This window comes from Pseudomonas sp. FW305-3-2-15-E-TSA4, assembly GCF_058787295.1.
In genome coordinates, this window is record NZ_JBYSZP010000013.1 from 152,592 (window position 1) to 170,782 (window position 18,191).

13 protein-coding genes are annotated in these 18,191 nt (G+C 60.7%); 10 read left to right on the forward strand and 3 right to left on the reverse strand.

Annotated elements, in window-relative coordinates:
- Positions 1-1,161: a gamma-butyrobetaine dioxygenase gene (locus AC3WMV_RS18960; RefSeq protein WP_103368834.1), complete on the forward strand. Its 1,161-nt coding sequence runs from the start codon at positions 1-3 to the stop codon at positions 1,159-1,161.
- Between the two features lie 324 nt (positions 1,162-1,485).
- The gene (locus tag AC3WMV_RS18965) at positions 1,486-1,749 is read left to right on the forward strand and encodes a hypothetical protein (RefSeq protein ID WP_007962640.1); all 264 of its coding nucleotides are present in this window, start codon (positions 1,486-1,488) and stop codon (positions 1,747-1,749) included.
- Positions 1,750-1,836: 87 nt separating this feature from the next.
- Here AC3WMV_RS18965 and gbdR read toward each other — a convergent pair whose 3' ends face one another.
- Both gbdR and AC3WMV_RS18975 read right to left on the reverse strand, forming a co-directional pair.
- Complete coding sequence (gbdR, locus tag AC3WMV_RS18970) at positions 1,837-2,940, reverse strand: choline metabolism transcriptional regulator GbdR (RefSeq protein WP_007949927.1); 1,104 nt, start codon at positions 2,938-2,940, stop codon at positions 1,837-1,839.
- 523 nt (positions 2,941-3,463) lie between these two features.
- Positions 3,464-4,840 (reverse strand): L-serine ammonia-lyase, encoded by a 1,377-nt coding sequence (locus AC3WMV_RS18975; protein ID WP_103368833.1) that lies wholly within the window; start codon positions 4,838-4,840, stop codon positions 3,464-3,466.
- Between the two features lie 436 nt (positions 4,841-5,276).
- On the opposite strand from AC3WMV_RS18975, the gene AC3WMV_RS18980 reads away from it, so the two are divergent.
- From AC3WMV_RS18980 to choV, 3 genes are all read left to right on the forward strand, one after another.
- A complete protein-coding gene (locus AC3WMV_RS18980; protein ID WP_027610641.1) occupies positions 5,277-6,224 on the forward strand; it encodes a choline ABC transporter substrate-binding protein in 948 nt (315 codons plus the stop codon).
- 66 nt (positions 6,225-6,290) lie between these two features.
- The gene (gene choW, locus AC3WMV_RS18985) at positions 6,291-7,136 is read left to right on the forward strand and encodes a choline ABC transporter permease subunit (RefSeq protein WP_007962645.1); all 846 of its coding nucleotides are present in this window, start codon (positions 6,291-6,293) and stop codon (positions 7,134-7,136) included.
- Positions 7,133-8,311, forward strand: coding sequence for a choline ABC transporter ATP-binding protein (choV, locus tag AC3WMV_RS18990; RefSeq protein WP_007962646.1), 1,179 nt, complete (start codon positions 7,133-7,135; stop codon positions 8,309-8,311). The genes choW and choV overlap by 4 nt, the downstream gene beginning before the upstream one ends.
- A 249-nt stretch (positions 8,312-8,560) precedes the next feature.
- On the opposite strand, the gene betT is transcribed toward choV, so the two are convergent.
- A complete protein-coding gene (gene betT / locus AC3WMV_RS18995; RefSeq protein ID WP_103368832.1) occupies positions 8,561-10,558 on the reverse strand; it encodes a choline BCCT transporter BetT in 1,998 nt (665 codons plus the stop codon).
- Between the two features lie 428 nt (positions 10,559-10,986).
- Between betT and betI the strand changes: the two genes are divergently transcribed.
- From betI to AC3WMV_RS19020, 5 genes are all read left to right on the forward strand, one after another.
- Entirely contained in the window at positions 10,987-11,580 is a 594-nt protein-coding gene (gene betI, locus AC3WMV_RS19000; protein WP_025108530.1) for a transcriptional regulator BetI, read from the forward strand.
- 89 nt (positions 11,581-11,669) lie between these two features.
- Entirely contained in the window at positions 11,670-13,142 is a 1,473-nt protein-coding gene (gene betB / locus AC3WMV_RS19005; protein ID WP_103370578.1) for a betaine-aldehyde dehydrogenase, read from the forward strand.
- A gap of 180 nt (positions 13,143-13,322) precedes the next feature.
- On the forward strand, positions 13,323-15,026 hold the full coding sequence (gene betA / locus AC3WMV_RS19010; RefSeq protein WP_103369173.1) for a choline dehydrogenase: 1,704 nt from the start codon (positions 13,323-13,325) through the stop codon (positions 15,024-15,026).
- A 285-nt stretch (positions 15,027-15,311) separates the two neighbouring features.
- Positions 15,312-16,754, forward strand: a complete 1,443-nt coding sequence (locus tag AC3WMV_RS19015; RefSeq protein ID WP_103369174.1) for a TldD/PmbA family protein — start codon at positions 15,312-15,314, stop codon at positions 16,752-16,754.
- The gene (locus AC3WMV_RS19020) at positions 16,754-18,091 is read left to right on the forward strand and encodes a TldD/PmbA family protein (protein WP_103369175.1); all 1,338 of its coding nucleotides are present in this window, start codon (positions 16,754-16,756) and stop codon (positions 18,089-18,091) included. Before AC3WMV_RS19015 ends, AC3WMV_RS19020 begins: the two co-directional genes overlap by 1 nt.
- The last annotated feature ends 100 nt before the right edge of the window (positions 18,092-18,191 follow it).

Sequence of the window (18,191 nt, forward strand, 5' to 3'; positions counted from 1 at the left end):
ATGCACACTGCTGCTGTTGCCGATTTTCGTACTTATCCGTTGATCAGCGCGCTGAGCGGCGTGCAGAACCTGGCGGATCGCGTTTCGCTTGCCTGGGCCGACGGCCGCGTCAGCCCGTTCCATCACGTCTGGTTGCGAGATAACTGCCCGTGCGAGCAGTGCGTCTACAACGTCACCCGCGAACAGGTATTCGAGATCGTCGATGCTGCGCCGGATCTCGTCCCCGCCAACGCGCACATCGACAGCGACGGCTGTCTGCAGATCGACTGGCAGGACGGCCATCGCAGTCGCTTCGATCCGGGCTGGCTGCGCGCGCACGCCTATGACGACGAGTCCCGCGCCGAACGTCTGGCCGCCAAACCCAAGGCTTACCTGTGGCGCAGCGATTTGCAGCTACCGGTATTCGACTATTCAGCGCTGATGAACGACAACGGCGCGCTGCTGCAATGGCTGATCGCGGTGCGCGACATCGGCCTGACGCAAGTACGCGGCGTGCCCACCGAACCCGGTTCGCTGAAGCTGATCGCGCAGCGCATTTCGTTCATCCGCGAGAGCAACTTCGGCGTGCTGTTCAACGTGCAGTCCAAGACCGATGCCGACAGCAACGCCTACACCGCTTTCAACCTGCCGTTGCACACCGACTTGCCGACTCGCGAACTGCAACCGGGTCTGCAATTTCTGCATTGCCTGGTGAATGATGCCGAGGGTGGCGAGAGTATTTTTGTCGACGGTTTTGCGATTGCCGACGCGTTGCGTCAGGAAGCACCGGAGCTGTTTCAGGCGCTGTGCGAGATCCCCGTGGAATTCCGCAACAAGGATCGCCACAGCGACTATCGCTGCCTGGCGCCGATCATTGCGCTGGACGCGTTGGGCCGGGTCGCGGAGGTTCGCATGGCGAACTTTCTGCGCGGAGCGTTCGATACATCGGTGGAGCAAATGCCGCTGCTGTACCGGGCCTATCGGCGCTTGATCGCCATGACCCGTGAGCCACGTTTTCGCCTGATGCAGCGACTCAATCCGGGTGAACTGTGGTGCTTCGATAATCGCCGCACGCTGCATGCGCGCAATGCGTTTGACCCGGCCACCGGGGCGCGGCATTTCCAGGGTTGCTACATCGATCGGGATGAGTTGTTGTCGCGGATTCTGGTGTTGCAACGGTAAACCGCGTCATCGTTCTTCGCGAGCCTGCTCGCGAAGGCGTCAGCGCCAACCACACCCCTCTCCCGGATTCACAGGCAAAAAAAGCCCCGATACAAGCCGTGACAGGATCGGGGCAGAGGGTACTGTTGAGGAGCTGCCAGTCGAGGGTGACCAAACCGTCTGTAGCGAGCTGAGGTCAGTGTGCCGACTCCCCTTGGCACTGAGTTAGCCGAAAACGACCTGTTCATAGCCGTCGCGGCCACTGCGACAAATCGCCCTTGCCGTGCCTCCACATGCCCACCAGAATCGAGTCACGACCTCCGTTGCCGAAGAAGGAAGCGCGCCATGATGTATGCCGATTTGATCGATCAGGAAGACTTGTTGGGCCAGCTCAAGGCATTGGGTTTTCAAGTGCCGAGCGGTTCGACCGCCGAGCAGGCCTGTGAGTGTGCTGTGCGTGGTCTGGACAATGTTCGCGCGTTTGAATTGCGCAAGATGGTCAAGGACATGTACACCAGCGGCGCCAGTATCCAGCCTGCGGTGCGCCAGGCGATCGACAAACAGTTGTTGCCGGCGTTGGCGGATTACCAGCAAAGCCATAGCGCCTGATAAATCCATTCGCGAGCAGGCTCGCTCCCACATTTGAAATGCATTCCAGGTGGGAGCGAGCCTGCTCGCGAAGAACGATGACTCGGTCTACAGCCTTACGCTGGCAAACGTCGACTCATTACGCGCCTGACTCAACGCCGACATCGGTCCCGATAGCGGCGACATCACGATCGCCTGCGGCAGCGGCAGCATCGCCACTTGCTGGGTGGTGTTGGAGCCTACGCGTTCGTCACGCGGCGGAATGCCGAAGTATTCGCGGTAGCACTTGGAGAAGTGCGGCGTCGAGACGAAACCACACACCGACGCGACTTCGATGATCGACATCGGCGTTTGCTTGAGCAATTGCCGCGCGCGGATCAGGCGCAGCTTCAAGTAGTAGCGCGACGGCGAGCAGTGCAGGTATTTCTGGAACAGCCGCTCCAGCTGTCGACGCGACACGGCGACGTACACCGCCAGTTCGTCGAGGTCGATCGGCTCTTCCAGATTGGCTTCCATCAGCGCGACGATTTCCTGCAGCTTCGGCTGGTTGGTGCCGAGCATATGCTTGAGCGGCACACGCTGATGATCCTGCTCGTTGCGGATGCGTTCGTAGACGAACATTTCCGAGATCGCGGCGGACAGTTCGCGACCGTGATCGCGGCTGATCAGGTGCAACATCATGTCCAGTGGCGCGGTGCCGCCGGAACTGGTGAAACGGTTACGGTCGAGGGTGAACAGACGGGTGCTCATCGCCACGCGCGGGAATGCTTCCTGCATCGCCGCCAGACATTCCCAGTGCACACTGCAATCGAAACCGTCGAGCAGACCGGCGCAAGCCAAAGCCCAACTGCCGGTGCACACTGCGCCCAGACGCTTGGACTGACGCGCCTGGCTCTGCAGCCATGACACGTGTTCACGGGTCACGGTGCGTTGAATGCCGATCCCGCCGCAGACGATCACGGTGTCCAGGGGCGGAGCTTTGTGCATGGAGGCATCGGGGGTGATTTGCAGACCGTCACTGGCCCACACCTGACCGCCATCGACGGTCAGTGTGCTCCAGCGATACAGCTCACGACCGGACAATTGGTTGGCCATGCGCAGGGGCTCGACTGCGGAGGCCAGAGAAATCAGCGTGAAATTGTCCAGCAGCAGAAAGCCGATGGATTGAGGCGCACGGTTCTGGGGTTGGGCCCCGGAGTTGAACGACGTCATCGCGGTATCTCCTCACACAAAGCGGGTGATGGCCTCAGGCGGAGGCTCTTGTTATTGCCGGCGTTCTCGCGTGGGAGACGGGCTTTGTTATGACAGAGCAATTGCCATGCCTAAAATTGAATGGCTGTTCAATAACTCCTGAAAACGACGTCGCGACGTGTCTATTCAAGACGTCGGACACACGGTGTTTCGAAGTGCCATCAGCGGCGCCGAGAGCCCTGCCCCGCTGCCCGTGAGCAGATCGGTAGCACTTGTGGGAACGGGCTTGCGCGCAGTTGTTTCAGAGTGTCACCGCAAGCACGGGTGACGGACGGCAGGGAGTGCGAATGGCGCACTGCGAGTGGGAAAAGCTCTTATCTGATTACGACGCGCTAAAAGGTGGCGCCTGCGGTTATGTGTGTTCCGTTAGCGAGCAGTTTTGACTGGTCTGGCCCCTTCGCGAGCAGGCTCGCTCCCACATTTGGAATGCATGCTCCTGTGGGAGCGAGCCTGCTCGCGAAGAACTCACCTTGGTGTCACTGACTCAGCACTCAACCGCGCTAACGGCCAAACCACCCCGCGAGGTCTCTTTATATTTGTCATGCATATCGGCGCCGGTATCACGCATGGTGCGGATCACCCGGTCCAGCGAGATGAAGTGCTGACCATCACCACGCAGGGCCATCTGCGCCGCGTTGATCGCCTTCACAGCGGCAATTGCGTTGCGCTCGATACACGGCACCTGCACCAGGCCGCCGACCGGATCGCAGGTCAGGCCGAGGTTATGTTCCAGGCCGATTTCCGCCGCGTTGCACAATTGCTCCGGAGTGGCACCGAGGATCTCCGCCAGTCCCGCCGCCGCCATCGCGCAGGCCGAACCAACCTCGCCCTGGCAGCCGACTTCGGCACCGGAGATCGAGGCGTTCTTCTTGCACAGAATCCCCACCGCCGCCGCGCCCAGGAAGTAATCGACCACATTGGCGTCGGTGACCGCTTCGCTGAACTTCATAAAGTAGTGCAACACCGCCGGGATGATCCCCGCCGCGCCATTGGTCGGCGCCGTGACCATGCGCCCGCCGGCAGCGTTTTCTTCATTGACCGCGAGGGCATACAGGTTGACCCACTCCATGGCACTGAGGGTCGAGCCGATCACGTTGGGCTTGTTCAACTCCTGCAGGCTGCGATGCAACTTGGCCGCGCGCCGGCGCACATTGAGACCGCCGGGAAGGATGCCTTCGTGCTTGAGGCCCTGCTCGACGCAATCCTGCATCGCCCGCCACAGCTTCATCAGCCCGGCACGGATTTCCTCTTCGCTGCGCCAGACCTTTTCGTTGGCCATCATCAGTTCGGCGACACGCAGGTTGTTCTTTTGGCACAGCTGCAGCAGTTCCACCGCGCTGGAAAAGTCGTAAGGCAATTCGGTGCGATCCAGATCGACCACACCGCTGGATGCCTGCGCCTGATCCACGACAAAACCGCCACCGACCGAATAGTAGGTGTCGCGATGAATCTCGCCGTGATCGCCTTCGGCAACCAGAGTCATGGCGTTGGGATGGAACGGCAGGTTTTCGTCGATCAGGCGCATGTCGCGGGCCCAGACAAACGGCACCGACAGACGACCATCCAATAACAGCGTGTGAGTTTCGCGCAGCGCCTGAATGCGCGGGCCGATCTGCGACGGGTCGATTGCGTCCGGCCATTCGCCCATCAGGCCCATGATCACTGCGTTGTCGCTGCCGTGGCCGATACCGGTAGCCGACAGTGAGCCGAACAGTTGCACTTCTATACGCCGTACCTGTTCGAGCAGATGCCGGTCGCGCAGCGCTTCGACAAACAGGGCGGCGGCGCGCATCGGGCCGACGGTGTGGGAACTGGACGGGCCGATGCCGATTTTGAACAGGTCGAAAACGCTGATAGCCATTGCTGCAGAGCTCCTGAGGATGCCGTTCCCGGGCGTTAAGCGCCCGCTGGCGGAGCTGCTACGCTCAAGCTGCGATCCGCCGGAATGCCCGCATCATCAGGCTTTTGTCAGGTCGCTCGGCGTCTGACACCGACGCACTCATGCCCACCAACGCCGTGCCGGTTTCCTCCCGTGTTTTCGCCGTTTTTATGCGGTTCAGATGGCCAAACGGGGCGGAAAAAAGCTGTAAACGACGTCACTGACACTGGATGCGACCATCCCTGTACTGGATACGACCCACCCTGTAGGCGTCAGATTTTCACTGGTACATGATCGTTATGACTCGATTGCAAGGCGCCGTGGTAGAGCTGTCTCCAGAACGCCATCCAACCGCAACCTATAAGTGCGGTGGTCCACAGTCGGAACACTGCCAAAAAAAACACCAAGGAGTCCATCCATGAAAGGTTCCCCGTCGTTGTTGTTGGCCGCCATGCTGAGTCTGCCGTTACTGGCTCAAGCCGCAGAACCGGCGCAGTGCAGTACCGTTAACTTCTCCGATGTCGGCTGGACCGACATCACCGCCACCACCGCCACCACGTCGGTGGTGCTCGACGCCCTCGGCTACAAGACCAAGACCACCATGATCTCAGTGCCCGTGACCTACAAGTCGCTGGCCGACGGCAAGAACATGGACGTGTTCCTCGGTAACTGGATGCCGACCATGGAAAACGACATCAAGGCCTACCGCGATGCCGGCACCGTCGAAGTGGTGCGCACCAACCTCAAGGGTGCCAAGTACACCCTCGCTGTACCGCAAGCCCTGTACGACAAGGGCTTGCATGACTTCGCCGACATCGCCAAATTCAAGAAAGAGCTCGATGGCAAGATTTACGGCATCGAGCCTGGCAACGACGGCAACCGCTTGATCCAGAGCATGATCGACAAGGACGCTTTCGGTTTGAAAACCGCCGGCTTCAAGGTCGTCGAATCGTCCGAAGCGGGCATGCTCTCGCAGGTCGACCGCGCGCAGAAACGCGACACCGCCGTGGTCTTCCTCGGCTGGGCGCCGCACCCGATGAACAAGCGCTTCAAGATTCAATACCTGACCGGCGGCGATGACTTCTTCGGCCCCGATTTCGGTGCTGCCACCGTGGCGACCAACACCCGCAAGGGCTACACCACCGAATGCAGCAACGTCGGTCAGTTGCTGAAGAACCTGGAGTTCACCGTCGACATGGAAAGTACCCTGATGGGCAACATCCTCGACGACAAGATGAAGCCTGAAGCGGCCGCCAAGGCCTGGCTGAAAAAGAACCCTCAGGTGCTCGATACCTGGCTCGCTGGCGTGACCACCATTGACGGTAAACCAGGCCTGGAGGCCGTGAAAGCCAAGCTCGCACAGTAATTGCCTTACGCCGGGCGAGTTCGCTCGCCCGGGCTGTTTATTCCTTGCATGCGGACGTTCACTACCATGCTGATTGATCAGAAAATCCCTTTAGGCCAGTACATCGCGGGCTTCGTTGAATGGTTGACGCAACACGGCGCCAGCACCTTCGACGCAATCGCCGTGACACTGGAAACGATGATCCACGGCGTGACGTTTGCGCTGACCTGGTTCAATCCCTTCGTCTTGATCGGCCTCATCGCCCTGCTCGCGCATTTCATCCAGCGCAAATGGGGGCTGACTGTTTTTGTGATTGCCTCGTTCCTGCTGATCCTCAACCTGGGGTACTGGCAGGAAACCATGGAAACCCTCGCCCAGGTCATGTTCGCGACCCTGGTCTGCGTGGTCATCGGCGTACCGCTGGGCATCGTCGCTGCGCACAAGCCGATGTTCTACACTTTAATGCGTCCGGTACTCGATCTGATGCAGACCGTACCGACCTTCGTTTACCTCATTCCTACCCTGACCCTCTTCGGGCTGGGTGTGGTGCCGGGCCTGATCTCCACGGTGGTGTTCGCCATCGCTGCACCGATCCGCCTGACCTACCTGGGCATCCGCGATGTCCCGCAAGAACTGATGGACGCCGGCAAGGCCTTCGGCTGCTCGCGTCGCCAATTGCTCTCACGGATCGAACTGCCTCACGCCATGCCGAGCATCGCTGCCGGCATCACCCAGTGCATCATGCTGTCGCTGTCGATGGTGGTGATCGCGGCACTGGTAGGCGCCGACGGACTCGGCAAACCGGTGGTCAACGCACTGAACACTGCTGATATCGCCCTGGGCTTCGAAGCGGGCCTGGCGATCGTACTGCTGGCGATCATGCTCGACCGTATCTGCAAACAACCCGACGCCAAAGTAGGGGGTGACGCATGAGCATAATTCGCTTCGATAACGTTGACGTGATCTTCACCAAGGATCCGCGCGAAGCACTGAAACTTCTCGATCAAGGTTTGACCCGCAGCGAGATCCTGAAAAAGACCGGGCAGATCGTCGGCGTGGAAAAGGCCAGTCTGGACATCAACAAAGGCGAGATCTGCGTACTGATGGGCCTGTCCGGCTCTGGCAAGTCGAGCCTGCTGCGCTGCATCAACGGCCTCAACACCGTGAGTCGCGGCAAGCTGTTCGTCGAGCACGAAGGCAAGCAGATCGATATCGCGTCCTGCACGCCGGCCGAACTGAAAATGATGCGCACCAAACGCATCGCCATGGTGTTCCAGAAGTTCGCCCTGATGCCGTGGCTGACGGTGCGCGAGAACATCAGTTTCGGTCTGGAAATGCAGGGCCGACCGGAAAAGGAACGGCGCAAGCTGGTGGACGACAAGCTCGAACTGGTGGGCCTGACCCAATGGCGCAACAAGAAGCCCGATGAACTCTCCGGCGGCATGCAGCAGCGGGTCGGCCTGGCCCGGGCACTGGCGATGGACGCCGACATTCTGCTGATGGACGAACCGTTCTCGGCACTCGACCCGCTGATCCGTCAGGGCCTGCAGGACGAACTGCTGGAACTGCAACGCAAGCTGAGCAAGACCATCGTGTTTGTGAGTCACGATCTCGACGAAGCACTGAAACTGGGTAGCCGCATCGCGATCATGAAGGACGGCCGGATCATCCAGTACAGCGTGCCGGAAGAGATCGTGCTCAACCCGGCGGACGACTATGTGCGCACCTTCGTAGCCCACACCAACCCGCTCAACGTTCTGTGCGGGCGCAGCCTGATGCGCACGCTGGACAACTGCAAACGCATCAACGGTTCGGTGTGCCTCGACCCGGGCGGCGATTCGTGGCTGGACCTGGCCGAAGGCAACACAATCAAGGGTGCGCGGCAGAACGGTTCGGTGCTGAACCTGCAGAACTGGGCACCGGGGCAAGCAGTGGAAGCCCTGGAGCGCAAGCCGACCCTGGTGGACTCGAACATCGGCATGCGCGACGCGCTGCAGATTCGCTACCAGACCGGCAACAAACTGGTGCTGCACGACAACAACCATGTGGTGGGGATTCTTGGCGACAGCGAGCTGTATCACGCGTTGCTGGGCAAGAACCTGGGGTAAGGCGGGATGAAAAAAAGGGATCGCGGTGAGCGATCCCTTTTTTATTGAGTCAGGGAAAGCCCCCTCACCCTAGCCCTCTCCCAGAGGGAGAGGGAACCTACCAAGTTGTCTTTCGCTATACATCGACCTGAAAGATCGAGTCGATTATGGATTCAACAACGTTCTTTCAGGTCGGCGGATTTCTGCAATATCTCCCAATCAGTCCCCTCTCCCTCCGGGAGAGGGTTAGGGTGAGGGGAGCTTTTGATCCTAGCTATAGACACGGCCAAGGAGCTGCCGATGGCTTTCAAACTGATCGAGCACATCGCGTGTGATCTGATCCTGCGTGAAGCCCATCAGGTCGTAGTCCTGGCTGCCGTTGTGCAAATACACCTCGGCGCGGTAGTAACGCTGGCGCGCTTCATCGGACTGGGCCGATTCGGTCGGGGTCGCCAGGTAGCCGTCCAGGCTCACTTCATAGACGAAAGGGTTGCCCTCTTCCATCTCGACGCGCACGCCCATGCAGCGTTTGGATTTGCCCAGCAGCGTCTGCACTTCCAGGCCCTGTGCCCGCATTTGTGCAGCAGCGTCTTCCAGCGCCGGGCTGACCTGCTTGTCCATGAAGCGCTGCACCACCGATTGGCTCGGTTGCAGGTCCAGTTGCGTCAGACGCTCGCTGAAACCACGACGACCGCGCTCAGCCAGTTGCGCCTGCTCCTGTTCGATCTGCACATCCTGGCGCATGGCCTTGTGCAGTCCGAACATGAAGAACACCAGCACCACCGAGAACGGCAGACCGGCCAGCACCACCATGGTTTGCATGGCTTCGAAGTTACCGGCGAACAGCAGACCGATGGTCACCAGCGTGATCACCACCGACCAGAAGATCCGCAGCCAGTGCGGCGCATCTTCATCAACGTTGCCGCCCTTGCAGGACAGATTCGCCATCATCACCGCGCCGGAGTCGGCCGGAGTCAGGAACAGCACGAAACCCACGAAGATCGACACACCGATAACGACTTTCGACGCCGGGTAGTGTTCCAGCAACTGGTAGATCGCCATCGACGGCTGTTCCAGCGCCGTCTTGCCGAGTTCCACCGCCCCCTGGTTCATCACCAGATCCAGTGCCGAGTTACCGAAGATCGACAGCCACGCCAGGGTGAAACCCAGCGGAATCAGCAGTACGCCAGCGACCAGCTCACGCACGGTACGACCACGGGAAATACGCGCGATGAACATGCCGACGAATGGCGCCCAGGAAATCCACCAGGCCCAGTAGAACAGCGTCCACAGGCCCAGCCAGCGGTCGGACTTGGCGTTGTCGCCTTCGTAGACGTACAGGTCGAAGGTCTTCAGCACCACGCCGTTAAGGTAGTCGCCGATGTTCTGCACGAAGCCGTTGAGCAAGTGCAAGGTCGGGCCGAACAACAGGACGAAAATCAGCAGGCCGCTGAACAGCACGATGTTCAGGTTGGACAGACGACGGATGCCGTTTTCCACACCGGACACGGCAGCGATGGTCGCCACGGTGCTCATCACGATGATCACGATCAGCAGGTTGGTGTTGCTGTGCTCCATGCCGAACAGGTTTTCCAGGCCGGAGGACACCTGCAGCGAGCCGATCCCCAGGTTGGTCACCAGGCCCAGCAGGGTCACGAACATGCCGAAGCCGTCCACCGCGTGACCGGCCGCGCCTTTGACCCAACGCTCGCCGACCAGTGGATACAGCGCCGAACGCAGGGCCAGCGGCTGGTTATGACGGTACGCGAAGTACGCCACGGCCAGACCGACCAGTGCGTAGATCGCCCAGCCGTGCAGGCCCCAGTGCAGGAAAGTCAGTTGCACCGCCTGACGCGCGGCCAGGTTGGTGGCCGCTGCGCCTTCCGGCGGATTGAAGTAGTGGTCCAGCGGCTCGGACGCGCCGAAGTACAGCAGCGAAATACCGATACCCGACGAGAACAGCATCCCCGCCCAGGCGCCGTAGCTGAAATCCGGGGTGTCGTCCTTGCTGCCCAGTTTGAGTTTGCCGTACGAGGAAAACGCCAGGCCCACCACAAACACCAGGTAAGCGGCGATCACCACCATGTAGTACCAGCCGAAGCTGCGCGACAACCAGGCCTGAGCCATACCCAACATTCTGCCGGCCTCTTGCGGGGCGATGATCAGAATGGCGGTCAACAACAGAATCAACGCGGTAGAGGTGTAAAACACCCAACCGTTGACCGTCACCTTCTCGGGCGGGGTCTTTATTAGCGAGGCAGAACTCATGGCACAAATGCTCCAGGCAGTGCGAGAGAAGAACACAAGGCAACACGGAACCCGACCAATCGGTTAGTTGGCAGCCGACCGGCGGGTGATATAAAGACACCCCGAAAAAAGCCCGAACCTGCCGAAATGGCGTTGCGAATCGCTTTCGTGGCCAAAGCTGTGCGGACGTTCATCCGAAACCTGGCCCCGAGCGTCTTGCCCATTCAACACGTCCATCGAACAGCGAACCGCGCCATGCCCCACGCAGGTTTCAAGCATTTTCGGATGTCGTTTTATCGCCATTTACAAGCAGAAAAAATCTGTAGGCAGCGACGATTTGTCGCAGATCTTATTCTTTGTTGATTGAACGTTCAATCAAAACAAAATAGACTGGCCCTCAATCCGATAGGCGTTTATCGCCCGTTGGAAGGCCTAAGGAGATGTGCAAGATGCCCAAGGTCGGTATGCAACCCATCCGCCGCCAACAACTGATCGAAGCCACGTTGCAAGCGGTCGATCAGGTCGGTATGGGGGACGCCAGCATTGCGCTGATCGCCCGTTTGGCCGGTGTCTCGAATGGCATCATCAGTCACTATTTTCAGGACAAGAACGGCCTGATTGCCGCCACGATGCGGTATCTGATGAATGTCCTCAGCGAGAACGTCACCGCGCGCCGACAGGCGCTGGCAGACAGCAGCCCACGGGCGCATCTGCAGGTGATCATCGAAGGCAACTTCGACGCCAGCCAGGTCAATGGCCCGGCAATGAAAACCTGGCTGGCCTTCTGGGCCACCAGCATGCACCAGCCGTCTTTGCACAGGTTGCAGCGGATCAACGATCACCGTCTGTATTCCAACCTGTGCTGCGAGTTCCGCCGTGTGTTGCCGCTCGAAGATGCGCGCAGCGCCGCGCGTGGACTGGCAGCGTTGATCGACGGCTTGTGGTTGCGCGGCGCACTGTCGGGAGACGCTTTCGACACGGCGCAGGCGCAACAGATCGCTTACGAATACATGGATTTCCAATTGGCCAAGCAGGTGAGCTAGAGCACACAGAAAACGCTCGGCCCCTGAACCGCCATCGCAGCAACACCGCGATGGTCGACGCCAACCACTAATGCACTTGCGAGGACACTATGGCCCGTTTCGAACTGCAAAAACTCTACATCGATGGCGCGTACTCCGACGCTGGCAGCGATGCCACTTTCGAAGCCATCAACCCGGCGAACGGTGAAGTCCTCGCCCAAGTGCAACGTGCGACCAAGGAAGACGTCGAGCGTGCTGTGGTCAGCGCTGAAAAGGGCCAGAAAATCTGGGCCGCGATGACCGCCATGGAGCGTTCGCGCATCCTGCGTCGCGCCGTCGACATCCTGCGCGAGCGCAACGATGAACTGGCTGCTCTGGAAACCCAGGACACCGGCAAAGCCTTCTCCGAAACCAAGTACGTCGACATCGTCACCGGCGCCGACGTGCTGGAATACTACGCAGGCCTGGTGCCGGCGATCGAAGGCGAGCAGATTCCGTTGCGCGACACTTCCTTCGTCTACACCCGTCGCGAGCCACTGGGCGTGGTCGCCGGTATCGGCGCGTGGAACTACCCGATCCAGATCGCTTTGTGGAAATCCGCACCAGCCCTGGCCGCCGGTAACGCGATGATCTTCAAGCCAAGCGAAGTCACCTCGCTGACCACCCTGAAACTGGCCGAGATCTACACCGAAGCCGGTCTGCCGAACGGCGTGTTCAACGTACTGACCGGCAGCGGCCGTGAAGTCGGCACCTGGCTGACCGAGCACCCGCGCATCGAGAAAGTCTCCTTCACCGGCGGCACCGACACCGGCAAGAAAGTCATGGCCAGCGCTTCGGCTTCGTCGCTGAAAGACGTGACCATGGAACTGGGCGGCAAGTCGCCGCTGATCATCTGCGACGACGCCGACCTCGATCGTGCCGCCGACACCGCGATGATGGCCAACTTCTACAGCTCCGGTCAGGTCTGCACCAACGGCACTCGCGTATTCGTACCGAGCCACCTGAAAGCCGCTTTCGAAGCCAAGATCGTCGAGCGCGTAGCGCGCATCCGCATCGGCAACCCGGAAGACGAAAACACCAACTTCGGCCCACTGGTCAGCTTCGCCCACATGGAAAGCGTGCTGGGCTACATCGCCAAGGGTAAAGAAGAAGGTGCCCGCGTGCTGTGCGGCGGCGAACGTCTGACCGACGGCGAATTCGCCAAAGGCGCCTTCGTTGCACCGACCGTGTTCACCGACTGCACCGACGAGATGACCATCGTCCGTGAAGAAATCTTTGGCCCGGTGATGGCGATCCTCTCCTACGAGACCGAAGAAGAAGTGATCCGCCGCGCCAACGACACCGACTTCGGCCTGGCCGCCGGTATCGTCACCAAAGACCTGAACCGCGCACACCGCGTGATTCATCAACTGGAAGCCGGTATTTGCTGGATCAACGCTTGGGGCGAGTCCGACGCGAAGATGCCGGTTGGCGGTTACAAGCAGTCGGGCGTGGGCCGTGAAAACGGCATCAGCTCGCTGACCAACTACACACGCATCAAATCGGTACAGGTCGAGCTGGGCGATTACGTCTCGGTGTTCTAAGACCCGAGTCTTGTATTGCCTGCGAAGGCCTCTTCGCGGGCAAGCCCGCTCCCACAGGTTTGGAGTCGTCCATCAAATCTGTGGCAGCTCCCAATCCTTGTGGGAGCTGGCTTGCCAGCGATTCGAGTGCGCAGCACTCGCTGAGGTCCTGCCTGACCACATCTAAAGAGGGTGCATTCAATGTCCCAAGAATTCGATTACATCATCATCGGTGCCGGCTCGGCCGGTAACACCCTGGCGACCCGTCTGACTGAAGACGAAGGCGTCACCGTGCTGCTGCTCGAAGCAGGCGGCCCGGACTACCGTTTCGACTTCCGCACGCAAATGCCGGCTGCACTGGCGTTCCCGCTGCAGGGGCGTCGCTACAACTGGGCCTACGAAACCGATCCGGAGCCACACATGGACGGTCGCCGGATGGAATGCGGTCGCGGCAAGGGTCTCGGCGGTTCTTCGCTGATCAACGGCATGTGCTACATCCGTGGCAACGCGATGGACTACGACGGCTGGGCGAAGCTGCCAGGTCTGGAAGACTGGTCGTACCTCGACTGCCTGCCGTACTTCCGTAAAGCGGAAACCCGCGACATCGGCCCGAACGACTACCACGGTGGCGACGGTCCGGTCAGCGTGACCACGCCGAAGGCGGGCAACAACCCGCTGTTCCACGCCATGGTTGAAGCCGGCGTGCAGGCCGGTTACCCGCGCACCGAAGACTTGAACGGCTACCAGCAGGAAGGCTTCGGCCCGATGGATCGCACCGTGACGCCAAACGGCCGTCGTGCTTCCACCGCCCGTGGCTACCTCGACGTCGCGAAAAAGCGCTCGACCCTGACCATCGTCACCCACGCCCTGACCGACAAGATTCTGTTCGAAGGCAAGCGTGCGGTCGGCGTGCGGTACCTGGTCGGTTCGGCGGAAGAACGTGTTGAAGCCAAGGCACGCAAGGAAGTCCTGCTGTGCTCCGGCGCCATCGCTTCGCCGCAGATTCTGCAGCGCTCCGGTGTCGGCCCGGCAAAACTGCTGGAAAGCCTCGACATCCCGGTGGTTCATGACCTGCCGGGCGTCGGTGAAAACCTGCAGGACCACCTTGAGCTGTACCTGCAATACGCCTGCACCCAACCGGTCTCGCTGTACCCGTCGCTGCTCTGGTACAACCAGCCGGCCATCGGTGCCGAGTGGCTGCTCAACGGCACCGGCATCGGCGCCAGCAACCAGTTCGAAGCCGGCGGTTTCATCCGTTCGCGTCCGGAATTCGAGTGGCCGAACATCCAGTACCACTTCCTGCCGGTAGCGATTAACTACAACGGCAGCAACGGTGTGAAAGAGCACGGCTTCCAGGCGCACATGGGTTCCATGCGTTCGCCGAGCCGTGGCCGCATCCAGTTGAAGTCCAAGGATCCGCGCCAGCACCCGAGCATCCTGTTCAACTACATGGCCACCGAGCAGGACTGGCAGGAATTCCGTGACGGCATCCGCCTGACCCGCGAAATCATGCAACAGCCTGCGCTGGACGCCTTCCGTGGCCGCGAAATCAGCCCGGGCATCGACGTGCAAACCGATGAGCAGCTGGACAAGTTCATCCGCGAGCACGCCGAAACCGCGTTCCACCCGTCCTGCTCGTGCAAGATGGGCACCGACGAGATGGCGGTTGTGGATGGCGAAGGTCGCGTGCACGGCATGCAGAGCCTGCGTGTGGTCGATGCTTCGATCATGCCGATCATCACCACCGGTAACTTGAACGCGCCGACGATCATGATCGCCGAGAAAATCGCCGACAAGATCCGTGGCCGCAAGCCGCTGCCGCGCAGCAATGCCGCCTACTACGTTGCTGGCGGTGCGCCGGTGAAGGGCAAGCCGATGCGTGATATCACCCCGGCTGCTCAGTAAGACGTAATACCGCGTCACGGCTAATCGCGAGCAGGCTCACTCCTACAAGGATCTCCAGTGAACACGCATTATGTGAACACTGGAGATTAACTTGTAGGAGCGAGCCTGCTCGCGAAGGGGCCCTCACCTCCAGCACAAATTCCCCTGCTGCACAGTAAATCCTCCTACACCCCCTCTTCACTTGATCCTACCCCCACGCAGGCCTACTCTAGACCTCGCGCAATCGTTTCACCCCTCCCCGCCGAATCGCTTCACCCCGCAACTCCATAACAAGGAGGTTCCCGAATGTTCGATTTTCACCCCCAGCTCAAGCAGCGCTTCGCTGCCTTGCGCACGGGCGCCGAGTTTTTTTCCCTGCGGTATGTACGCGAGTCCGGCCAGTACCTGTCAGTGCGCAAGAACGTCGCCGAGCCGCCAAGCCTGAGCCGCGACGAAGGCGCGATGCTCACTGTGCGCGTCAACGGCGTCGAGGCTTACGCGGCGACCAACGACCTGTCGCAGCAAGGCCTGCAAGCCGCCCTTGAGCGCGCCGAACAGCAGGCCCGGCGACTGAAGCCGCACGCCTTGCTCGACCTGCGCAACCAGCCGGTGTCGAGCGATCGCGCTGATTACTTTTCGCCCAATCTTGAGCAACCCTTCCCGTCCCTGAGCGAATGCTTCGAGCTGCTCGGCGCGGAATCCGCCTCGGTGCCAAAGGATGAGCGCCTGGTGAACTGGGAAGCGAGCATCGGCATCACCCACGTCGAGCAGATCTACCTGAGCAGCGCCGGCGCCGAATTGCGCCAGGCCCAGCGCTTCGTCTATCCAGGCCTCGACGTCACCGCCTACGACGGTAACGACAGCCAGACCCGCTCCCTCGGCCGCGAGAACTTCGGCCAGCAGGGTGGCGCCGACGTGATCAGCCGTTGCGGCCTGGTCGGCGCCGGCCCGAAGGTGGCCGATCAGGCCCTGCAACTGCTGCTCGCGCCGAACACCCCGCAAGGCCCGCGCGATCTATTGTTGATGCCGGACCAGATGATGCTGCAGATTCACGAGTCGATCGGTCACCCGCTGGAGCTCGACCGCATCCTCGGTGACGAGCGCAATTACGCCGGCACCAGCTTCGTCAAAACCAGCGACTTCGGCAGCCTGCAATACGGCTCGAAGCTGCTCAACGTGACCTTCGATCCGGACATTCCCGAAGAGCTGGCCAGCTACGGCCACGATGACGACGGCAGCAAAGCCAGCAAACAATTCCTGATTCGCGAAGGCTTGCTGTTGCGGCCATTGGGCGGCGCGCTGTCGCAGTTCCGCGCTGGTCTCGACGGGGTTGCCAACAGCCGCGCCTGCGGCTGGAACCGGCCGCCGATCGACCGCATGGCCAACCTCAACATCGAGCCGGGCGATCAGTCGCTGACGCAACTGATCAGCGGCATCGAGCACGGCATTCTGATGAGCACCAACCGTTCGTGGTCGATTGACGATGCGCGCAACAAATTCCAGTTTGGTTGCGAGTGGGGTCAGTTGATCGAGAACGGTGAACTCAAGGGTGTGGTGAAAAATCCGAACTACCGGGGCATTTCCGCGCACTTCTGGAAGAGTCTGCGCGCGGTCGGCAATGCCGGCACCCGAATGGTGCTGGGCACGCCAAACTGCGGCAAGGGCGAGCCGAACCAGGTGATCCGCGTCGGCCACGCTTCACCGGCCTGCGTATTCAGCAACGTTGATGTATTTGGGGGAGACGCCTGATGAGCATTTCGAAGAGTCAGTCCGACGCCTTCAAGGTCATGGTCAATTGGCTGCGCGACAGTGTGCGCGAGCCGGAACAATTCACCCTCAGCTACGCCGCCGAGTCCTCGGCGTTCGTGCGTTTCAATCACGCCAAGGTGCGTCAGGCCGGCCAGGTGCAGCAAGCCGACGTCGGGCTGAAGCTGATTAACGACGGCCGTCACGCCGATCTGCATATCACCCTGTCCGGTGATCAGGAAGCCGACCTGCAACGCCTCGCCGAAGGCCTGCAACAACTGCGCGAAACCTTGCCGTTGCTGCCACAGGATCCGTACCTGCTGCTCAACCACAACGGCTGGCAGAGCAACAACGTGCAGGCCCATCCGCTGCCGGACACCGAGCAGGTGGTCGAGGAAATCTGCACCGCTGCTGAAGGTCTGGATCTGGTCGGCTTCTATGCTGCCGGCCCGATCAGCCGCGGTTTTGCCAGCTCCTCCGGGGCGTTCGGCTGGCATCAGGCCAACAGCTTCAACTTCGACTTCAGCCTGTTCCACGACAATGGCGAAGCGGTGAAAGCCAGCTACGCCGGGCACGAGTGGAGTAGCGAAGGCTTCGCCCACCGCTTCCAGCAGGCCCGCGAGCAACTGGCATTCCTCGGTCGACCGTTGCGGACTCTGGCACCGGGGCAATACCGCGCGTACCTGGCGCCGGCCGCGCTGGAAGAAATCATGGGCATGCTCAGCTGGGGCGGTTTCTCGGCGCAGTCGATTGCCAGCAAGAGCAGCCCGCTGCAGAAGCTGTATGTCGGCGATCAGGCGTTCAGTCCGCTGGTCTCGCTGGATGAGCAAGTCAGCGGTTCGTTGAGCCCGGCATTCTCCGGCGAGGGTTATCCGCGCAGCGATCTGCAGCTGATTGTCGAAGGCAAAGCCGGTGATCAACTGGTCGGTTCGCGCAGTGCCGCCGAATACGGCCTGACCGCCAACGGCGCCGGCGGCGGTGAAATGCCAAGTGCACTGAACATGGCGGCCGGCAATCTGTCACAGGCAGAGATCCTCAAGCAGTTGGGCACCGGGCTGTACATCAGCAATCTGTGGTACCTGAACTACTCGGATCAACCGGCGGCGCGCCTGACCGGCATGACCCGCTTCGCAACTTTCTGGGTCGAGAACGGCGAGATTCAGGCGCCGGTCAGCACCATGCGCTTCGACGACAGCGCCTACAGCCTGCTGGGTTCGCAGCTGGAAGCGTTGACCGCCGAGCGTGAGTTGCTGCTGTCGGCGAGCACGTATAGCCAGCGCAATACCTCGTCGGCGTTGCTGCCGGGGGCGCTGGTGAGCCGACTGACCTTGACCCTGTAACACCAGGATCTCCAGAACACTGGAGATCTACAGTGGGAGCGGGCTTGCTCGCGAAAGCGGTGTGTCATTTAACACTTATGGTGGCTGACACACCGCATTC